Source organism: bacterium, from assembly GCA_029210965.1.
In the GTDB taxonomy this organism is placed as follows: domain Bacteria; phylum BMS3Abin14; class BMS3Abin14; order BMS3Abin14; family BMS3Abin14; genus JALHUC01.
This window is the reverse complement of record JARGFZ010000012.1, coordinates 15,790-33,965: the sequence shown is the minus strand read 5'-3', so window position 1 is coordinate 33,965 and position 18,176 is coordinate 15,790. Positions and strand designations below refer to the sequence as shown.

The window sequence follows — 18,176 nt, the reverse complement described above, 5'->3', positions numbered from 1 at the left end:
AAATGAGATCTATAAAACACATGGCCATCCTGGCTGCTCTCAGTTCCTTCCTCATTTCAGGCTGCTGGCCCCATCAGGCCGGGCCCACCGAGGTGGGCGTTCGTACCGTCAAGTTCGGGATCTTTAAAAAACGCGGTGTCGAACAGACGTACTACGCCCCGGGCAAGACCTATTTTTTCCTGCCCATCATAAACGACTGGAACACCTTTGACACCAAGCTCCAGACCATGGAAATGACCTTCGACCCCAAGCGGGGAGACCTCCGCGCACGGGACGACCTGTTGTTTAAAACTATCGACGGCAACGACATCAGCCTTGACGTCATCATTCAGTACCGTATCGATCCGGCTAAAGCCCCTTACATTTTGCAGAACGTGGCTGAGGATGATTTTATTTTGCGCCAGAAGATCGTGCGCGCCGTGGTTCGCAGCGTACCCAGGGATATCTTCGGGGAGCTGCAAACAGAGGGTTTCTACATCTCCGGCCAGCGCCAGGAAAAGGCTGAGAAGGTCAAGGACGCTCTCAACTCGATCCTGGGGTCTATGGGGGTCGTCATCGCCAAGGTTTCCACCAAAGACTACCGGTTCCCCCCAGCTTACCAGCAGGCCATCGAGGACCGTAAGGTCGCAGACCAGCAGGCCGAAAAAAACAAATCCCAGGCCAAGGCTGCCGAGGAGGAGTACCGTCGGAAGGTGGCCGACGCCCAGGGGCAGGTAAATACCAGGGTCGCGGCTGCTGACGGCGAGTTCCAAAGGTCCAAGCTCGAGGCCGACGCCTATTTTCAGCAGCAGGAAAGCATCGCCCAGGCCATCATGGCGGAGGGTGTCGCCGACGCCAAGGGGATCAAGGCCATGAACGAAGCTTTGGGTGGATCCGGAGGCGAGATCCTGGTCAAACTCAGGATCGCCGAGGCCCTCAAGGGCAAGAAGATCTACCTTCTCCCTGTTTCAGAAGGTGGAATTAACCTCAAGACCACCGACATCAACGACCTGCTCAGGGTCTACGGGCTGCAGGGCATGGCTCAGAAGGCCGAGGTAAAACCCGCACCGCCAGCAGCGCCCGCTAAATAAGAGGCTTTAGGAGACAGCCGTAAAGGAGCGTGAATTGAAAGAAAACATGCGCAAGGTCCTCGTTCCCGTGGATTTTTCCAGTACCTCCAACAAGGCCTTCCTCTACGCGAGGGAAATGGCCGACTGCTGGGAAGGCGAACTCCATCTCGTCCACGTCCTGGACACCGAATTCCTGTCCGGAGCGGTTCATATAACCATCGAACCCCTGGATGAGTCCGTGGCCAAGTGGGAAAAGCGTGCGGAAGATAAACTGAAGTCCATCTACCATGAGGCGGGAGGGGAAGCGTTGTCTGGCGAGATCCACATTCGGAAGGGCAAGCCCCACGAGGAGATCCTCCAGATCGCCAAAGAACTTGATGTGGACATGATCGTCATCGGCAGCCACGGTCGGACGGGCCTGGAAAGGGCTATTTTCGGCAGTGTAGCCGAAAAGGTCACGAGGCTTGCCCCGATGCCGGTTCTGGTCATTAAGTAAGGGGCTTCGATACAACGGTTGTTCTCTTTACTGCTATTTTAAGTCCAAGGAATTTATTATTGGCGGCATTGAATAATATTCTCGAGGCCCGGGCAGTCATGGAAGAGGCTGTCCGGGCCTATTTTAACGAGGAGGGGTTTGTAGAGGTAACGACCCCCTCCGTGGTTTCTCACCCTAACCTTGATCCCAACATCCGCCCTGTTTCGGTAAATATCCCCGATCTTTCAGGCGGATCCCACGGATCCAATAGACACTGGCTCCACACCTCCCCCGAACTATCCATGAAAAAGCTTCTGGCAAAGGGATCTGGAAGTATTTACCAGATCGGTCCTGTCTTCAGGGACGAGGAGCCTACCCGGTTTCATCGACGCGAGTTTTCCATGCTGGAGTGGTACAGGGTGGATGCCGGTTATGAAGATGCCATCAGGGACACCATACGGGTGGTCCGTGCTGTGTGCCGAGCTGTAACAGATGAGGAAGAGTTGGTCTACGGTGGCCGGTACTATGATCTTGCAGGGCAGTGGGAGGAGATCACCATGGCTGAGGCTTTTAAGCGTTACGCCGGGGTTGATTCCCTCACCCATGATGACCTTGCCGAAGCCCTTGAAAGTCTGGGTTACAGGGTAGACGCCCAATCCACCACTGAGGATCTGTTTTTTCATGTATATGTGGAGGCGGTGGAGCCTTCCCTCGGCATCGAACGGCCCACCATCCTCAAGGATTACCCTTCCTACCTGGGCACCATGGCCAAGCCCAGAGAAGATGACCCTCATTTTCTGGAGCGGTTCGAGGTCTATATTGCGGGGGTGGAACTGGCCAACGGTTTCACGGAGTTGACAGATGGCATAGAGCTTGCCGGGCGAATGGAAAAGGTGCTGAGGGATCTATCGGAAGATGGTGTGGAGGGGTTGACCATCGATGAGCAGTTCCTGGAGGCCATGGATGATCTGCCCCCTTGCGCCGGGGTGTCCGTCGGTATGGACAGGCTGGCTATGCTGGTGCTTGACGCGCCGGACATTTCTCAAGTCGTCTTTCCTTACGAGGATCGGACGACTTGAGAATTGGACACGGAGACACGGAGACATCACGCCTCTGGCGTGACAGGCTTCGACACGGTGAACGACCACCCCGCGTCCCCCCTTCCCCGCGTCACCGCGTCACCATGCCAGGAAAGTCAACAGGATGATCACTTTCCTGGCCTGGAGCCCCATCCTCCTCCTCTTCCTCCTGGCCGTTGTCTTTCGCAGAAGCGCCCTGGAGCTTTCCGTTGCGGGCATGGCCTGGACCGTATTCATCGCTGTCACTGTCTTTGCCACACCGTTTGAGACAGTTGGGCTTGCCGCCCTGGACGGGCTTCTCGTTACTTTACCCCTTCTTTTTGTGGTCTACGGAGGCATTCTTCTCGCATCCGTTCTCATAGGCTCCGGATCCCTGGCCCGCCTGGCCAACTGGTTCACCGGAGCTGTCAGGGGGGAGTGGAACCGTTTGAGTCTCCTGGCGATGGGAATGGGGAATTCTCTTGAAGGGGCAGGGGTTATCGCCGAACCTGTGGCTGCTCCCATGCTGCGTGCATCCGGCCTGGCGCCGCAGGCCTCCGCTGCCCTGTCTATCATAGGCTACAGTGGTCTCATGACCCTGGGGCTGGGAGGGGTCATCATCACGGTCCTGGCTGCCGTGACCGGTTTTGAAGCAGGTGTTCTGGCCAGGGAGGTGGCTGTGCTGTCGGTTCCGGCTTCCGTTCTCATGGCGTGGTCCATGCCGTTCTTCGCGGGAAAGGGTGGATTCCAGCCGAGCCGCCTGCTTTATTTGACTGTCATCGGGCTCATCCCCGGCCTTGCCGCCTGGGGAGGAGTCGTCTGGCTGGGGCATCAGGTGGGAGAGTTAACCGGAGGTGTGGTTCTCATCCTCGTACTTGTGCTGCCCGGTATCCGGCGCCTCAAACTCACAAAGGAGTTGGCCAGGGATGCCTTGCCCCTGGTGGTCATGGGGCTGGGGATGGTGTCGGTCAGCGCCCTGCCCGGGATCAGGGACCTGGCCAGGGAGCATCTGGCCTTTGCTGTTTCAGTGATCCCGGGACGGGTCATCCACTTCCGCCCCTTGTCTGACGCCTATCTCTATCTCTTTGTGGCCTTTGGTGTGGCCCATTTTCTACACCAGCGGGGCCAGAGCCTCCTGGGTTCGTTGCGGACAGGAACCGTCCTGGGATCCAGAGCGATCCTCTCCATGGCCCTGTTTGCCGCCATGGGGCAGGTGCTTTCCTTCACCGGATCTGATCTTGTGTCCGGGCCAGCCATTGAGCAAGCGGGCAACATCCCACGTATTGTGGCCCAAAGCCTCACGGTGTTCGGTCCGGTGTACCCTGTGCTGGTCCCGTTCCTCGGGTGGGTGGGCACCTTCCTTACGGGGTATGGTGTAGCTTCCATCATGCTCTTCGCCGCCCTCCAGATGGGAATCGCCCTCCAGCTTGGATATTCGCCGGTCCTGTTCGTGTCGGCCCTTGCGGTAGGCGCGAGTATTGGCGGGATCTCCAGCCCCTTCAAGGTGGCTTTCGCCGCGAGCATGTGCGGCGCGGCCGGGGAGGAGGGGGATATTCTCCGGAAGACGATACCGCTGGGGATCGCAGCGTGTTTATTGCTGGGGGTGTTTTTACTGTTTATGTAGGACTTGGCAGTACCCGGTACCCAGGAGCCGGGAGCCGGGAGGAAATTCCGTGAGTGCGTAGAGCGTGCGTGGGTGTCTGCGCAATCAAGAACGCAGGACGCAATGGTAACGTATCGGTGTATCGGGGAAAATCCTGGAACGCGGAACTTGGAACCTGGAACTTCAGGTGGAGCCTGGGGTCATTGCGAGGCTAAAGATAGGGCCGAAGCAATCCCGGTTTATATAAAAGGCGACTAAAGCCTTAACGCAAAGTACGCCCTTCGACAAGCTCAGGGCAGGCAGTTAAACTAACTGAAGGCCGCACCGTCCCTCGACAAAGCTCGGGACCCTGAGCAAACGAAAGTGCGTCGAAGGGCAGGGTAACGCAGGGTAAAATCTTAATCCTGGGTAAAGCACAACAGTTATCATATAAGCGATGTTTTTCACCACGGAGGCACAGAGCACAGAGAAAGGCTGGGATCCAGTACAAGGTACAATGGCTATAGGCAACCCCGCATAATTCATGATGTTTATCGTGCCATTCCCATTTATCCATATTTGCCGCACAGTTAGCTGACATCTCATCACCATCATGAATAATGCGGGCTAGACGTAATTGTCTGTTTGGAGATTTAAAAACCAAGGTCGAAGATTTTAACAGCGTCACTCTGCGATGCGGCCGGAATGGGCCGCCCTGCGGTTCTCTGCGTTAAAGCTTTCATCGCTTTTGCAGTAAATTGGAGGCTCAATGGATACGATCTCATGGCCCGACTTTGAAAAAGTCGAGATACGTGTCGGCACAGTCCTCACCGCCGAACCGTTCCCCGAAGCGAGGGTCCCCGCCTTCAAACTTACCATCGACTTTGGTCCCTTGGGTATCAAACAGACCAGCGCCCAGATCACGAAGAGATATGATCCGACCTGGCTCGTCGGCCGTCAGGTCCTGGCTGTGACCAACTTCCTGCCCAAGAAGATCGCCGGGTTCAGATCAGAGGTGCTGGTCCTCGGGGCAGTGCCGGATGAAGGGGACGTAGTACTTTTGAATTTGGATGAGGAAGTAGAGAATGGAGTGAGGGTATTATAAGAAAATCCTGAATTGGGAGTTGGGAATAGGGAAGGAGGGTTTTGATGCCCATGGCCGCGGCTGTGTCGGCAAGGGCGGTGATAGCCCCGCCGTGGAGCAGCCCTTTCCCTTGAGCCAGTTTAACGGTAAAGGGCATGGTGAGGGTTGCCTTTCCATCACCCGAGGATTCGATCTTCATCCCCAGTGTCTGCTCAAAAGGAGCAAGCTCTACCCATCCGTTAAAATCAAAAGGCAGCGGTGCATCTGGATCCATCGGTTTTTCCCAGTCGGGGTTATGCATGCTGTTCCCTCCAAATGAGAAGTTCAAAACTCAAGGTTGATGACTTCGCAAAAAGTCATCAAGGCGCCCCGCGCGGGGCGCCCAAATCAATGACTCACTCCGGAAGTCATTGATTTGTAAGGAAAGGGAAAACGAAGCTTTTCCCTTTCCGTGGAGCGAAAAGTCCCGGATTGGACTTTTTGCGACTCTATCAAGGTTCAAAATTCAAAATAATGGCTGCCTCTCGCTCGTTCATCACGGTAAAGCGTGATTCACTAGAAACGCCGGTCTTCGCTGAAGTTTCGCCTCGGCAGGCAGGGAACACAGTTAAAACTTAAGCAGGGCTTGGTTAAAGCAAAGTCAACATTTGTCTTTCCCTGCGCTCCCTGCGAGAGACAGCTTTCGTCGCTTTTCCAGATAACGTTCTCTTCCACCAGTTCTCAGGTTTAACCCTGTGGGGCAGCCTTCAAATGGCTGTGCTGTGGTGAGTTTACTCTACTTGCTTATATTGCAACTGCTCTTCCCCCCAGATCAAGATTTTACCCTTTTCGCCGGAACCGTTCTTTAATACTCTACATCCTATTTTCCGACACCAGACACTAGAAACCAGACACTGCACTTTTCCTCTGCTATCCTTTACCTTGCGGGGTGATGTTCAGTGTGCCCGCATCCGGTCTGAACAGGGGCTATTACATCCCCAATTGAAAAAGGAGGGTACCATGCCGATATATATCATGCTCAGCACATTAACTTCCGACGGCCTCGAGACCATAAAGAAGAAACCTGACCGAATCCTGGAAGTTGGCGAGGAACTCAAAGCCATGGGGGTTACCGTCAAGGGCCAGTGGGCCGTTCTCGGTGACTACGACTTCGTCAACATCGTGGAGGCACCGGACAACGAAACCATCGCGCGAGCTTCGGTGGAGATCGGATCCAGGGGATCAGTCAGTATGGTGACCATGCCGGCCATACCGGTGGAGGATTTTATTGCCAGCTTGAAATAATAGGTGGATGGCATCCATGACACGGTGACACGGTGAAAGTGATTTTCCCTCCGCGTCACCGCGTCAGACGGTTTGAATGTTTTTTCGGAGAGTGATGGATAAAGACCAGGTCATTGTGCACGAACTCCTGGAGCTGGCCTTTCGCCTGGACATCAAGGTCCGAAGGGAGCGTCTTGGTGACGAAGAGGTGCCGGTTCAAAGCGGTCTGGCCTGGATCGACCACCGGCCGGTTCTTTTTCTCGATTCCCGGATATCATCCATCGAGGCGGTGGACATCATCGTCAAAGAGCTTGCCGGTTTCCCCCTTGAGGATGTCTATATTAAACCCGGGATCAGGGCCCTGTTCGAAGCCGCCCCGGAGGACGACGCCACACCTGGGTAACGAAATCCTCGAGAAATAGCACCGAAACCTCTTCCATGCCCTGTTCTTTCATCGCCGTTTTGGCTTGCCTGCTGTCTGTATAATCCAGCCCGGACAGGATCAGGTACCCTTCTTCTCTCGTGTGTTTTGCCAAACGACCCGCTTCTTTCAGGATGATGTCCCCGTGGATGTTGGCCAGGACCAGATCAAAATCGACGGAGTGAGTCACCGATTCCAGTGTTCCTTGAAACACACTTAACTGTTCACTCACCTGGTTGAGGACTGCGTTCCGGTTACAGTTCCGGGCGGCGCCACTGTCGATATCGAAAGCCAAAACCTTTCGAGCCCCGAGAAGGAGGCACGCCAGGGAGAGGATACCTGTGCCTGTCCCCACGTCCAGCACAGACCTGTTTTTAAGGGAACCCAGGCCCTCCAGCGCTTCAAGGCAGCTTACAGTTGTTTCGTGAAGGCCAGAGCCAAAAGCTTTCCCTGGGGATAGGCGTATAGGAATGCGACCGCCCGTTTCTTCAGGAGCTTTATTGGAGGGTGTTTCACCCGGGCTCAGCAGAAAACGGCGGCCGATTTTCACCGGGCGGCCGGTGGGAAAGGCGGGGTGGGTCCGGGGTGTTACCGGAGAACTCAGGCCGATGCCTCCGGGCTCATAACGGGCACTTCCTTCGGCCTGACGAACCAGAACCTGTAAAGGATGGCCCCGAGGGTGAAGTCGCCCCAGGCCATGCCGATACCGATGGATGTGGGGGCCGACAGGAGAAGAGTCAACAGGGAACCTGGCGGGTGGAACTGTGTCCAGCCCCAGTGGGCCATCATGACAGTGCCGTAGATGACGATAAGTCCGTTCAAAAGGTACCCCCACGCCGCGGTCTTTTTTCTTGAGAACAGAAAGGTGACTCCAAAGAGATCGATGAACGAAAGCAGGGCTGCCGCGGAGTTGGTAAGTGAAGCTCCCCCGGTCCGTGGATGTAAAAAGGTGAATGGATCTTCAGGTGGATAAAGAGAGAGCCTGCCGCGAGCAGGAACAGGCACGCGAGGAGGAGGTGGCGCTTCGCATTGATTCGGGTCATGGGTCCGGGTTCCTAGAAGGTGGCCCTGTGGCCGAGATAGAAGGTGATGGCAACCGCCAGGATGTGCAGGATCCACCAGCCAGGTTTGTACCGCATTATGTGTTTCAGCATGAACTCTCCCTCTTCAATGGTTCAAGTTTGACGGTTTTTCCGGGTGCTTTTCCAGACAGAAAACAGGGGCCTTATGAATGCTGTTTTCTACTTCCAGAGAATGTGGCCCAGGGAATAAACCACCGAGATCCCGGTCAGGTGAATGAGCCACCAGGCGGGCTTTAAAAAAGAGGTGTGACGGCGTAACTTTTTTCTGAAGTCGGTCATAGGGCGCCTCCTGCTCCTTTAAACTGATCTGACACGATGGACATTGCAAATATATCACGGAGAGAAGGCTATTGAACAACGATGGATCTCAGATCTCAAATCTCAGGAGTGACTTGCAATATCAACATTTCAAATTTTTCTCCATATTTCTGCTCCAGGATTCATTCAACGTTTTTATGGATATCGCGATCATCATTGAGATCTGAAATTTGAGATCTGAGATTCGCCTTATAAATATGGCGAAAATATCTTCACTGCTCCCTCCAGAAGCCTTGTGGTGAGGGGTCTTTCCAGCAGCGCCTTCCGGGACAGTAAGACCCCTTCGGAAGACATCTCCCGGGAGTATTGCAGCATCTTCTGTGCGAACTCTCTGGAATAGATCTCCAGGTCGAATTCAAAGTTCAGCCTGAAGCTCCTGGGGTCGATATTGGCAGACCCGATAAGGGACCATGCTTCGTCAACTATCATGAGTTTACTGTGCACAAAGGGTGGGGGAATAAGCAGGACCTTGACCCCGTTTTCGATGAGTTCAGGGATATTGGCCATGGATGCTCCCTGAACCAGGGGGTGGTCACTTTTTTCGGGCAGCAGGATCTCAACTCTGACCCCGGCCAGAACAGCGCTGGAAAGTGCCTGGATGAGGGCCCGGTCGGGGATAAAGTAGGGGGTCATGATGAGGACATGATCCCTGGCTGATCTCAAGGCACCGAGGATGAGATAGTATATCCTTTCCAGGTCTTCATCCGGCCCGCTGGACACAGCTCTGACAAGAGCCTCTCCTCCACCTTCAGGCTGTGCCAAAAACTCATCCGGATCCAGTAGCTCCCCTTTCGAGGCATGCCAGTCCTCGGCAAAAACTGCCTGCATTTGCTCCAGCACCGGCCCCGTTACCCTGAAGTGAATGTCTCTTATGGGCTCGATCTTTTTCCACGGGGTTAAAAAGTGGCGGCTGCTGATATTGATCCCCCCAGTGAATCCGATCCTGCCGTCGATGATGAGCAGTTTACGGTGATTCCGCATGTTGATGCTCGGCCGTCTGACCCAAAGACCAAAAAGCGGGTGAAAGATAGAAAGCATCGCCCCTGCTCCCCGAAGCTGTCTTGCCATGACGATGGCCGATCGGGTTGTACCAATCCCATCAACAAGAACTCTCACCTCTACGCCCCGTTGGGCAGCCGTGCAGAGCGCACTGATCATTCTCGAGCCGACGGCATCCCTGTCCAGAATATAGGTGCTCAGGTTCACGGATCGTTCAGCGGATCCTATGGCTGTCAGCATGGCCGGGAAAGTTTGGTTGCCCTCGTAGAGAGGTTCAATGGTGTTTCCCTGAAGAAGGGGGCGGCTGGTTATCCGCCCGGAAGTATTCATCAGGGATTCCAGTTCCGGGTACAATCCTTCATTTGGATGAACACGGTGCTCGGGACGCCAATGGGCCCAACCCGGGCGGGACCTTCTCCTTGCCCTGACAGTACTGCTTCTTTTAATCCGGTTTATTCCAAGGGTCCAGTAGAGCAAGGGACCCAAAATTGGGAGAAAGAAGGTCATGGCCAGCCAGAGGGCCGCTCCTCTGGGATCCCTCTTGTTCAGAAGAATGTGAAAGGTGGCCACTCCGGTAATTGTGATCCAGAGAATAATAAGTACTGCTAAAACAATGAATCCCATAAAGTAATATACCATCAATTAAAGGTTTTCTCCCACGGTCAGGTTTGTTAGAATCCTCCTAACTGCAATGGGGCAGTAATCTGGTGGATGTAAAACGCTATCTTGGGGAGAAGATTTGTTATGAAAAAGTTATTTCTTATCCTGGCCCTGGTGTTGGCCCTGGCCCCTGCTACCGTCCTGGCAGATGGGGTATCCGTCCTGGCTGGATTTCAGTCGGTGAGCTTCGGGGCAGATCTGGGAGAATACTATGATATCCCTCCTGGAGCGGGCTTTGCTCTTCTGGTTGGCCTGGATGTTGGAATACCACTTGATATCAGGTTCGGGAGAAGATCAGCCACCGAGGGGAACAGCGGCGCGGATACCACCTACCAGTGGATAGAGCTCGGCCCCAGGTTTTTCCTGGGCAGGGAGGATGCCGACATCCGTGGAGACTTTTTCCTTGGGGTCGGATCTTACGATCTTAAACTGGATGATTTCGAGTTTGATACGGCTTCTGGAGGTTATTTGGGGATGGGTGTCGAGGAGATTGTTTCAGAACATTTTGTCGGCCGGATCGAAGTTAAGGGCGTTTACTGGAAGAGTGACACCTTCAGTACCGATGGCGCTTCTCTTAACGTGGGCCTGCTTTTCGGATACAAGTTTTAAATCGGGTTCAACAGTTGGGACATAAGAAGGGGTCCCGTGTGGGACCCTTTTCTTATGAATCATGAACCCGATTTAAAGGTGGTTAACAGCAGATCTAGAAATTCGCTGGAGATATTTCCTGCGGATTTCTAGATTACCAGACTTACCAGGCACAGGACTGCGATGATCGTGAGGATAGGATCAAGTTCCTTGACCTTGCCCACAAGCACCTTGATCAGGGCGAAAGAGATGAATCCGAACACCAGACCCTGGGCGATGGAGTAGGTCAGGGGCATGAGAATGAGGGTCAGGAAGGCCGGCACTCCCTCTTCAAAGTCGTAGAAGTTTATCTGGCCGATCCCCCTCATCATGAAGATGCCCACGATGATCAGGGCGGGTGCTGTTGCGTAAGCCTGAACGGAGCCGATCAAGGGTGTAAAAAAGGCGGCCAACAGGAAGAGGATCCCTGTTGTGACGGCGGTCATTCCGGTACGGCCTCCTTCTGCCACACCTGCAGCTGATTCGATGTAAGAGGTTGTCGTGCTGGTACCCAGGATTGAGCCGAAAACAGTTGCCACGGCGTCGGCCGTCAACATCCTGGGAAGGTCCTTGATGTCCCCGTCCTTCTCCAGGTCAGCCTCCCTGCATACAGCCAACAAGGTCCCGAGGCTGTCGAACAGATCCACAAACATGAAGGAAAAGATGCTGGCCCACAGGGAGACTTTCAGGGCTCCCATGATGTCCAGCTTAAAGGCCACCGGAGCCATGCTTGGAGGCATGGCCATTATACCGCCCGGGAAGGGGGATAGTTGGAATATCATTCCAGCCAGGGCCGTGGCCAGGATTCCGATAAGGATGGAACCTTTGACCTTTTTGATCTCGAGGATGACAATGAGGAGCATCCCAACGAGTCCCAGGAGGACAGTCTTGTTCATGGTCCCCAGGCCCACCAGGACAGCGTCGTTCCTGACGATGAGCCCCAGGCCCTGCATGCCTATAAAGGCAATGAACAGCCCGATACCAACAGAGGTAGCGAGCCGGAGGGAGGCTGGTATGGCCTTGACGATCCTCTCTCGTATACCCAGGAATGTGAGGATGAGAAAGAAAACACCTGAAATGAAAACCACACCCAGTGCCTCTTGCCATGGCACTCCCTGTCCGAGGACCAGGGCAAAGGCGAAAAAGGCGTTCAGTCCCATTCCCGGAGCCATCATGATGGGAGCGTTGGCCCATAGCCCCATGAATATGGAGGACAGGCCCGCTACAAGGCATGTGACCGTGATAAGGGCCCCCTTGTCCATGCCGGTATTGGCCAGGATGTTCGGGTTGACGAAAACGATGTAGGCGGCTGTGAGAAAGGTCGTGAAACCCGCGATGATCTCTGTGCGGACATTGCTCCGGCGTTCAGTGAGCTTGAACAGATTTTCCAGCATTCCCCCTCCTTTCGACTTTGATAGGGTCGCAAAAAGTCCATTATTGGCTTTTTGCTCCACGGAAAGCGAAAAGTGTCATTTTCGCTTTCCTTACAAATCAATGACTTATACTACCGGTCATTGATTTGGGCGCCCCGACAGGGGCGCATTGATGACTTTTTGCGAAGTCATCAAATTTGCTGCGTTAATATATAAGCTTGTGTAACACAGCTTTAAATTCCAACGCAATGCATAAGGTGAAAGAAGAGGCAAAGTGCTGTATCTTGGTAGTACAGTTTAACGTTTGATGTTTGGTGCTAAAATCCAGGACTACTTGTTCCCTTATGTTGGACTGTCCGGGAGCAAAGCGGCTAAAACGATGAAGTTAAGAGGTGACACGATGGTGAATGTAAAAGCAAAATCAAGCAGGATTGGCATATTAGTGATAATGACCCTTTGCTTGTTGGCCCTGCTGCCTACGGCAGTTCAGGCGGCCGATGCCAGGGAGATCGACGTCAGCGTCGACGTGGCCCTGGAGCGGTTCCAAAAAGAGGTCAATGAAGCGAACGTATTCCTTTCCATGGCTAAGGGTTATCTCGTTCTTCCGAACGTGGTAAAGGCAGGTCTTGCTGTCGGGGGCGAGTATGGAGAAGGAGCCCTGCGCATCGGAGGGAAGTCGGTTGCTTATTATTCCACAGCTGCGGCGTCCATCGGCTTTCAGGTGGGCGTCCAGAAAAAGAGCATTGTCGTGATCTTTTTGACCGAAGAATCATTGGCTAAATTCCGCAAAAGTAACGGTTGGGAAGTGGGAGTGGACGGCTCGGTGGCATTCCTTGAAAAGGGTGCCGGCGGCTCTTTTAACACCAGCAACATCAAGGACCCCATTGTGGGCTTCGTCTTCGGCCAGAAGGGGCTGATGTATAATTTGACACTGGAGGGGTCGAAGTTTACTAAGCTGGATAAATGATTTTTAGAGTACCCAGTACCCAGTACCCAGGAGCTATTATAATAGCAATTCTTATAAGTGCGTTGTTTTTAACGCAGAGTACGCGACTTGTCGCGGCGTAGCTGAAAGCGAAGACGGAAGGAACGCAGAGGAAGGCTGAAGTCTGGTTTAAAATTGACTGTCATTCCGGGCCGATCAATAGTCCATTTCCTTACTCTTCCTCCCCCTGCGGAGGGGGGAGGACCGAGGTGGGGGTGAAAGCGAAGACCCGGAATCCAACCGTATTTGTAATCAAAGGAATTGGCGGTCCTGACGGGAAACAGCTGGCCTGAATTCGTTCAGAATCTATAAAAAGTCGAGGTTACATCCAGTTTCGAAATAATACCAGTGGTTGGGTAGTTATTCAGGTTTCTCTCCGACACCAACCTTGTCACGCCAAAGGCGGGATTTCCCCGAGACAGCTTTTTTCCTGTCTTTTATCCTTGTTCCAGGGCACTTTCGCTCAGTCGCTCAGTCGCTCAGCCTGCCCCGAACCTGGTCGAGGGGTCGACCCTTCGGCACTTTCCTTCCGCCGATCTTCCTTGCATTCCCGTCTGTTTGTGCCGGCTTTGAGGGTCAGGTCCACAAGCCTTCGGCGCGGTCTCTTGCTTATACGCCGTTCCCCTTTGCTGTCGCACTGTTTTTCTTTGCCGTCCGTTTTCATGGTTACCTCCGATCACCAACCTGGGTTCAAAATGCAATATTCATTAAAGGGAACTGTTGTTGGACAACTGACAGCCTTGAATCTTGTCTGGACCCGGGCTTTTTGTACCTGGTCTGAATATTGTCACCTCCCTTTGATTGACCAAAAAATGTGCGATCCCATCGATATAATTCCAGAGAACATGCTCATATATTGAACTTTGAATTTCTATCTCAACAAATCGATCACCTTTTGCAGCTCCACCCTGTTCACTCCTCTATTATACAACGGTTCGTCCGAACTGTCGTAAACAGGAAGAAACTCCTCGAAGGTGAGCTTGTCCTCATTTACAAATAGAACCCCCACTGGAAGGGTTTCCGTCATGAAGGCCAGTTCCAGGGCCTTAATCCTGTCAGAGGGGTCGTGGAAATGGGGGATCGGTTGGATGCGGTCCTTGAACCACTGGTACGTGTTGACCTTGTTGAAGGTGACACAGGGCTGGAGGATGTCTACGAGGGCAAAGCCTCTGTGCCTGATGGCTGCGGCCAGGACCCTGGATGTCCCCTCCCTGTCCCCGGCGAAGGTCCTGGCCACAAAGGACGCGTTGAGGGAAATAGCCATGGCGAGGGGGTTGAACGGTTCACTGGCTACGCCATGGACCTGGAGGCCTGTAGTGAAACCCCTGGCACTGGTAGGGGACGCCTGCCCCTTTGTAAGGCCGTAAACCATGTTGTTGTGCACAATGACCGTAATGTCGGGGTTTCGCCTGATGGCATGAAGAAGGTGGTTGCCTCCCTCACCGTACATGTCCCCGTCTCCGCCCTGGGCGATCACCGTCTGGCGGGGATTGGCTGCCTTGACCGCTGTTGCCAGGGGAAGGGACCTGCCGTGGAGACCGTTAAACATGTTGCACTTCAGATAATGGGGTGTTTTGCCTGCCTGGCCGATCCCCGAGACGATCACCAGCTCAACGGGATCCAGTCTGAGGATCTCAAAGGTTCCCTTTAAGGCCTCGAGAATGAAAAAGTTGCCGCACCCGGGGCACCATGAGATCTCGGCAGACTCGATGTCAAAGCGACTTTCCTTCATTTGCGATCCCCTTTCCTTGCCAGTCTGAGGATCTTTTTGGCAAGCGCCTCAAAACAAAAGGGTCTCCCGTTGTACTGGCGGATGCTGTGCCCGGTATCAAGGCCGGCATATGCTTTTAAGAGCCTGGCGAACTGTCCGGTGTAGTTGTTCTCCACCACGATGGTGCTCTCCGCTCTTTCCAGCAGTTCATTGGTTTCAGGGGGCAGGGGGAATACCTGGGAGAAGTGGAGAACCGCGATATCATCTTTCCCGAGGAGGGAGACAGCCTCGGCCACGATGTGGTAGTTCGAACCCCAGCAGATGACCAGCACGCGATATTTCTCGGGGCCGATAAGGGTCGGAGGCACGGAGTCACGGACGATGGGATCGAGTTTACCCATCCTCTTTTCCATCATCCGGTTACGCATTTGGATCTTTTCCGTGATGTGCCCCTCCTCGGTGTGCTCGTGGCTGTTCACGCAGACCAGCCCCTCGCCGAACCCCGGGATTCCCCTGGGAGATATCCCCTCTTCGGTAAATGCATAGCGTTTGTAATCGGCCAAAGTCCTCACTGTGTGATCTTCTATATCGGCAGTACCGGTATCAAGAGCGGGAACGCTGCAGTAAGAGTCAATAAAGTACTGGTCGGTGAGGACAAAAACGGGAACCTGGTATCTGTCGGCTTCGTTAAAGGCGCGGCGGGTCAGCTGGAACGCTTCCTCTACAGAACCTGGAGCGTAGACGATCCGGGGAAACTCGCCGTGCCCCGAGTGGAGGACAAGATCAAGGTCGCCCTGCTCTGTCCGTGTTGCCATTCCTGTGGCCGGTCCCGGCCGTTGACCAACATGCACCACAAGGGGGGATTCAGTAATACCGGCAAGGCTGACTCCCTCTTCCATGAGGGCGAACCCTCCGCCGGAGGTGGTGACCATGGCCCTGGCGCCTGCATACCAGGCTCCTAAAGCCATATTGACAGCAGCGATCTCATCCTCCGCCTGTTCCACCACAATGCCGAACTGGCTGTCGTGGTGGGCCATGAAGTTAAGGACTGCGGTACCAGGGGACATGGGGTAGGAAGAGATAAAGTTGCACCCTCCGGAAATGGCACCTAAAGCCACAGCCGCGCCGCCGCTGATGAGGATATCATTGGCCGTTTCAGGGTTCTTTTTCAGATCGAAGGATGTTTTCCCGGAAGAACGCAGTTCGCGCCCCGCCTGGAAACCCAGCCGGGCAGCCTCCAGATTCCCCTTGACGATGGATTTACCCTTTTTTTCAAAGCGATCCGACAGGTATTCCTCCAGGAGGTTTAACTCACCCTCCAAAATTCCCAGGAGAGCCGCTATGGCTACCGTGTTGGCGTATATCTTCCCCCCTGCTTTTTCAGCCAGACCGCTAAAGGGGATGTCAAGGAGGTCATGTAAAGTTTGGAGGTTTTCCCTTTCACCGATGATCATCGTTTCACGGGAGATGCGGGAGGCCAGATGCTCCAGGGCGTTGTCGTCCAGAGGGACGAGGACATCGATGCGGTCCACATGGGCAGGGGTTCGTTCGTGCCCGACGCGGATCAGGGTAGAGTTGCTGCCCCCTCGTATGCGGGACATGTACTCTTTCGTGGCGAATACATGGTAGCCCGATCTTTTCAGAACCATCGTGAGGATGGATTCGATAGTCTGGATCCCCTGGCCCGCCTCTCCGGCGACAACGATAGCCACGCCATGTTTAACTGATAAACTCATATAGAAGACTCTCCTTTAGGGTATTATTAATTGTCAGGCCCGAACCGATCCATATCAAGGCACAGGATGTCACCCTGAGTAAAGGTTACTGAAAAGTGATAAAATTGAAATACTTTTAATGATACATAACAAAGGTGGATGACCCGTTTATATACAGGGGGAGGTTGAGGATGATCGAGGTCTACGATTCCATGGGCAGGATGGAGGTTCCTGAGGAGGCTTACTACGGAGCCTCCACTCAGCGGGCAGTGGAAAATTTCCCCATATCCGGCTACACCATGCCGGCCAGTGTCCTCAGGAGCCTGGCTCTCATCAAGCTGGCCGCTTCCAGGGTGAACCACGAGCTTGGCCTGCTCGACAAAGAGCTCGCAGAGGCTATCGGGCAGGCGGCAGAGGAGATCGTCCAGGGGCGCTTTGTCGACCAGTTCCCGGTGGATGTGTTTCAAACCGGTTCCGGAACCTCCACCAACATGAACATGAACGAGGTTATCGCGGCCAGGGCCAACGAACTTCTGGGCAGCAAGAGGCAGGGGCGCACTCCTGTTCACCCCAACGACCACGTCAACCTGGGTCAATCCAGCAACGATGTGATCCCTACGGCTCTGCACATTGCCTCCAGGCTTCAGGTCCAGGAGATACTGCTGCCGGCCCTGGAGAGCCTGCAGGCGGCCCTGGGAAATAAGGCAGAGGAGTTCGCCAACCTTGTCAAGCTTGGGCGGACTCACATGCAGGATGCGGTCCCCATAACCCTGGGCCAGGAGTTTTCAGGCTGGGCGGCACAGGTCGTACACGGGATCGAGGCTGTGAACAGGTGCCTGCCGGACCTGGAGGAGCTGACCCTCGGGGGGACTGCAGTGGGAACTGGTCTCAGTGCCCACCCGGAATTCGCGGAAAGGGCAGTGGCGTTTCTCACAGCCAAGACCGGGGTCGAGTGCAGGATTGTGTCTAATCGATTTGCCGCGCAGGGCGGCAAGGAGGCTCTTACCGGACTTATGAAGGCCCTTGCCCTCTATGCTTCCTCCCTCGTGAAGATAGCTTCCGACCTGCGTTTGCTGGCTTCGGGTCCGCGGGGGAGTATCGGCGAGATCACCCTGCCCTCTTTACAACCCGGCTCTTCCCTCATGCCAGGCAAGGTCAACCCCGTGCTTGTGGAATCAGCGATCCAGGTGGGGGCAAGGGTCATGGGCAACGACCTTACAGTGACGATGGCTAACGCCTCGGGAATCCTTGAGCTTAACGTGGCCATGCCCCTGATCGGGTTTGTGATCGCCGAGTCAATTACCCTCCTGTCTGGCACCAGCCGCCTGCTGGGGGAAAAGTATGTCAGTAAAATCACTGCAAATGCGGATCGGTGTGCGGACCTGGTGGAGCAAAGCCTTGCCCTGGTGACCCCCCTGGCTGGGAAGATCGGATACGATCGGGCCGCGGAACTTGCCAAGGAGGCCTTTGAAGAAGGCAAGACGATCCGGGAGCTGGTGAAGGAGAAGGGGATCCTGACGGACGAGGAAGTTGAGGAAACATTGGACCCGAAAAAAATGGTGTAAATGCAGGAGCCAGGAGCCAGTTAGAAATTCCGTACGTGCGTGGAGCGTGATTGCGTGCTTGGGAGAATCAGAATGTAGAACGCGGAAGGAAAACAGCTGCTATTGTGCTTGTCATTGTGAGGCTATGGAATGCGCCGAAGCAATCTCGACTTTGGTAGAAGCGTTGAATTGAAACGCAGAGTACGCTTTTCGATCACGCGTTGGCGTGA

At 54.4% G+C, this 18,176-nt stretch carries 18 protein-coding genes; 10 read left to right on the top strand and 8 right to left on the bottom strand.

The window, feature by feature from the left end:
• Nucleotides 1–2 precede the first annotated feature (2 nt).
• The 5 genes from P1S59_06790 to P1S59_06770 all read left to right on the top strand — a co-directional run bounded on the left by P1S59_06790 (nt 3) and on the right by P1S59_06770 (nt 5,269).
• Nucleotides 3–1,070, top strand: coding sequence for an SPFH domain-containing protein (locus P1S59_06790; protein ID MDF1525957.1), 1,068 nt, complete (start codon nt 3–5; stop codon nt 1,068–1,070).
• Nucleotides 1,071–1,104: 34 nt separating this feature from the next.
• Nucleotides 1,105–1,545 (top strand): universal stress protein, encoded by a 441-nt coding sequence (locus tag P1S59_06785; GenBank protein ID MDF1525956.1) that lies wholly within the window; start codon nt 1,105–1,107, stop codon nt 1,543–1,545.
• A gap of 59 nt (nt 1,546–1,604) precedes the next feature.
• Entirely contained in the window at nt 1,605–2,603 is a 999-nt protein-coding gene (gene epmA / locus P1S59_06780) for an EF-P lysine aminoacylase EpmA (GenBank protein ID MDF1525955.1), read from the top strand.
• Nucleotides 2,604–2,727: 124 nt separating this feature from the next.
• Nucleotides 2,728–4,206, top strand: a complete 1,479-nt coding sequence (locus P1S59_06775) for an L-lactate permease (GenBank protein MDF1525954.1) — start codon at nt 2,728–2,730, stop codon at nt 4,204–4,206.
• A gap of 727 nt (nt 4,207–4,933) precedes the next feature.
• On the top strand, nt 4,934–5,269 hold the full coding sequence (locus P1S59_06770) for a tRNA-binding protein (GenBank protein MDF1525953.1): 336 nt from the start codon (nt 4,934–4,936) through the stop codon (nt 5,267–5,269).
• Here P1S59_06770 and P1S59_06765 read toward each other — a convergent pair.
• Nucleotides 5,169–5,522: a PaaI family thioesterase gene (locus P1S59_06765; protein ID MDF1525952.1), complete on the bottom strand. Its 354-nt coding sequence runs from the start codon at nt 5,520–5,522 to the stop codon at nt 5,169–5,171. The genes P1S59_06770 and P1S59_06765 overlap by 101 nt on opposite strands.
• Before the next feature lie 725 nt (nt 5,523–6,247).
• Between P1S59_06765 and P1S59_06760 the strand changes: the two genes are divergently transcribed.
• Together P1S59_06760 and P1S59_06755 are read left to right on the top strand one after the other, a co-directional pair.
• Nucleotides 6,248–6,532, top strand: a complete 285-nt coding sequence (locus tag P1S59_06760) for a GYD domain-containing protein (GenBank protein MDF1525951.1) — start codon at nt 6,248–6,250, stop codon at nt 6,530–6,532.
• Nucleotides 6,533–6,626: 94 nt separating this feature from the next.
• Nucleotides 6,627–6,914 (top strand): hypothetical protein, encoded by a 288-nt coding sequence (locus P1S59_06755; protein ID MDF1525950.1) that lies wholly within the window; start codon nt 6,627–6,629, stop codon nt 6,912–6,914.
• Here the strand turns inward: P1S59_06755 and P1S59_06750 are convergent.
• The 3 genes from P1S59_06750 to cls all read right to left on the bottom strand — a co-directional run bounded on the left by P1S59_06750 (nt 6,865) and on the right by cls (nt 9,970).
• Nucleotides 6,865–7,482 carry a 50S ribosomal protein L11 methyltransferase gene (locus tag P1S59_06750; GenBank protein ID MDF1525949.1) on the bottom strand — a complete coding sequence of 206 codons (618 nt, stop codon included), beginning with the start codon at nt 7,480–7,482 and terminating at the stop codon, nt 6,865–6,867. The two genes, P1S59_06755 and P1S59_06750, sit on opposite strands and share 50 nt — an antisense overlap.
• 50 nt (nt 7,483–7,532) lie before the next feature.
• Nucleotides 7,533–7,754, bottom strand: a complete 222-nt coding sequence (locus P1S59_06745; protein ID MDF1525948.1) for a hypothetical protein — start codon at nt 7,752–7,754, stop codon at nt 7,533–7,535.
• Nucleotides 7,755–8,521: 767 nt separating this feature from the next.
• On the bottom strand, nt 8,522–9,970 hold the full coding sequence (gene cls / locus P1S59_06740) for a cardiolipin synthase (GenBank protein ID MDF1525947.1): 1,449 nt from the start codon (nt 9,968–9,970) through the stop codon (nt 8,522–8,524).
• Nucleotides 9,971–10,075: 105 nt separating this feature from the next.
• Here cls and P1S59_06735 point away from each other — a divergent pair, with 105 nt between their 5' ends.
• On the top strand, nt 10,076–10,600 hold the full coding sequence (locus P1S59_06735; GenBank protein ID MDF1525946.1) for a hypothetical protein: 525 nt from the start codon (nt 10,076–10,078) through the stop codon (nt 10,598–10,600).
• A gap of 128 nt (nt 10,601–10,728) precedes the next feature.
• Here the strand turns inward: P1S59_06735 and P1S59_06730 are convergent, their stop codons facing one another.
• Complete coding sequence (locus P1S59_06730; GenBank protein ID MDF1525945.1) at nt 10,729–12,012, bottom strand: NCS2 family permease; 1,284 nt, start codon at nt 12,010–12,012, stop codon at nt 10,729–10,731.
• Between the two features lie 427 nt (nt 12,013–12,439).
• On the opposite strand from P1S59_06730, the gene P1S59_06725 reads away from it, so the two are divergent.
• On the top strand, nt 12,440–12,958 hold the full coding sequence (locus tag P1S59_06725; protein MDF1525944.1) for a YSC84-related protein: 519 nt from the start codon (nt 12,440–12,442) through the stop codon (nt 12,956–12,958).
• Nucleotides 12,959–13,439: 481 nt separating this feature from the next.
• On the opposite strand, the gene P1S59_06720 is transcribed toward P1S59_06725, so the two are convergent.
• From P1S59_06720 to P1S59_06710, 3 genes are all read right to left on the bottom strand, one after another.
• Entirely contained in the window at nt 13,440–13,640 is a 201-nt protein-coding gene (locus P1S59_06720; protein ID MDF1525943.1) for a hypothetical protein, read from the bottom strand.
• A 207-nt stretch (nt 13,641–13,847) separates the two neighbouring features.
• A complete protein-coding gene (locus P1S59_06715) occupies nt 13,848–14,708 on the bottom strand; it encodes a thiamine pyrophosphate-dependent enzyme (protein MDF1525942.1) in 861 nt (286 codons plus the stop codon).
• The gene (locus P1S59_06710) at nt 14,705–16,423 is read right to left on the bottom strand and encodes a 2-oxoacid:acceptor oxidoreductase subunit alpha (protein MDF1525941.1); all 1,719 of its coding nucleotides are present in this window, start codon (nt 16,421–16,423) and stop codon (nt 14,705–14,707) included. Before P1S59_06710 ends, P1S59_06715 begins: the two co-directional genes overlap by 4 nt.
• Before the next feature lie 170 nt (nt 16,424–16,593).
• Here P1S59_06710 and P1S59_06705 point away from each other — a divergent pair, with 170 nt between their 5' ends.
• Nucleotides 16,594–17,967 (top strand): class II fumarate hydratase, encoded by a 1,374-nt coding sequence (locus P1S59_06705; GenBank protein MDF1525940.1) that lies wholly within the window; start codon nt 16,594–16,596, stop codon nt 17,965–17,967.
• The last annotated feature ends 209 nt before the right edge of the window (nt 17,968–18,176 follow it).

Bases quoted from the DNA above. Each gene is read 5' to 3' on its own strand.
- P1S59_06720 (MDF1525943.1), bottom strand. From the start codon at position 13,640: ATGAAAACGGACGGCAAAGAAAAACAGTGCGACAGCAAAGGGGAACGG.
- P1S59_06735 (MDF1525946.1), top strand. From the start codon at position 10,076: ATGAAAAAGTTATTTCTTATCCTGGCCCTGGTGTTGGCCCTGGCCCCT.
- P1S59_06705 (MDF1525940.1), top strand. From the start codon at position 16,594: ATGATCGAGGTCTACGATTCCATGGGCAGGATGGAGGTTCCTGAGGAG.
- P1S59_06715 (MDF1525942.1), bottom strand. From the start codon at position 14,708: ATGAAGGAAAGTCGCTTTGACATCGAGTCTGCCGAGATCTCATGGTGC.
- P1S59_06770 (MDF1525953.1), top strand. From the start codon at position 4,934: ATGGATACGATCTCATGGCCCGACTTTGAAAAAGTCGAGATACGTGTC.
- P1S59_06765 (MDF1525952.1), bottom strand. From the start codon at position 5,522: ATGGATCCAGATGCACCGCTGCCTTTTGATTTTAACGGATGGGTAGAG.
- P1S59_06725 (MDF1525944.1), top strand. From the start codon at position 12,440: ATGACCCTTTGCTTGTTGGCCCTGCTGCCTACGGCAGTTCAGGCGGCC.
- P1S59_06760 (MDF1525951.1), top strand. From the start codon at position 6,248: ATGCCGATATATATCATGCTCAGCACATTAACTTCCGACGGCCTCGAG.
- P1S59_06775 (MDF1525954.1), top strand. From the start codon at position 2,728: ATGATCACTTTCCTGGCCTGGAGCCCCATCCTCCTCCTCTTCCTCCTG.
- P1S59_06790 (MDF1525957.1), top strand. From the start codon at position 3: ATGAGATCTATAAAACACATGGCCATCCTGGCTGCTCTCAGTTCCTTC.
- P1S59_06730 (MDF1525945.1), bottom strand. From the start codon at position 12,012: ATGCTGGAAAATCTGTTCAAGCTCACTGAACGCCGGAGCAATGTCCGC.
- P1S59_06755 (MDF1525950.1), top strand. From the start codon at position 6,627: ATGGATAAAGACCAGGTCATTGTGCACGAACTCCTGGAGCTGGCCTTT.
- P1S59_06710 (MDF1525941.1), bottom strand. From the start codon at position 16,423: ATGAGTTTATCAGTTAAACATGGCGTGGCTATCGTTGTCGCCGGAGAG.
- cls (MDF1525947.1), bottom strand. From the start codon at position 9,970: ATGGTATATTACTTTATGGGATTCATTGTTTTAGCAGTACTTATTATT.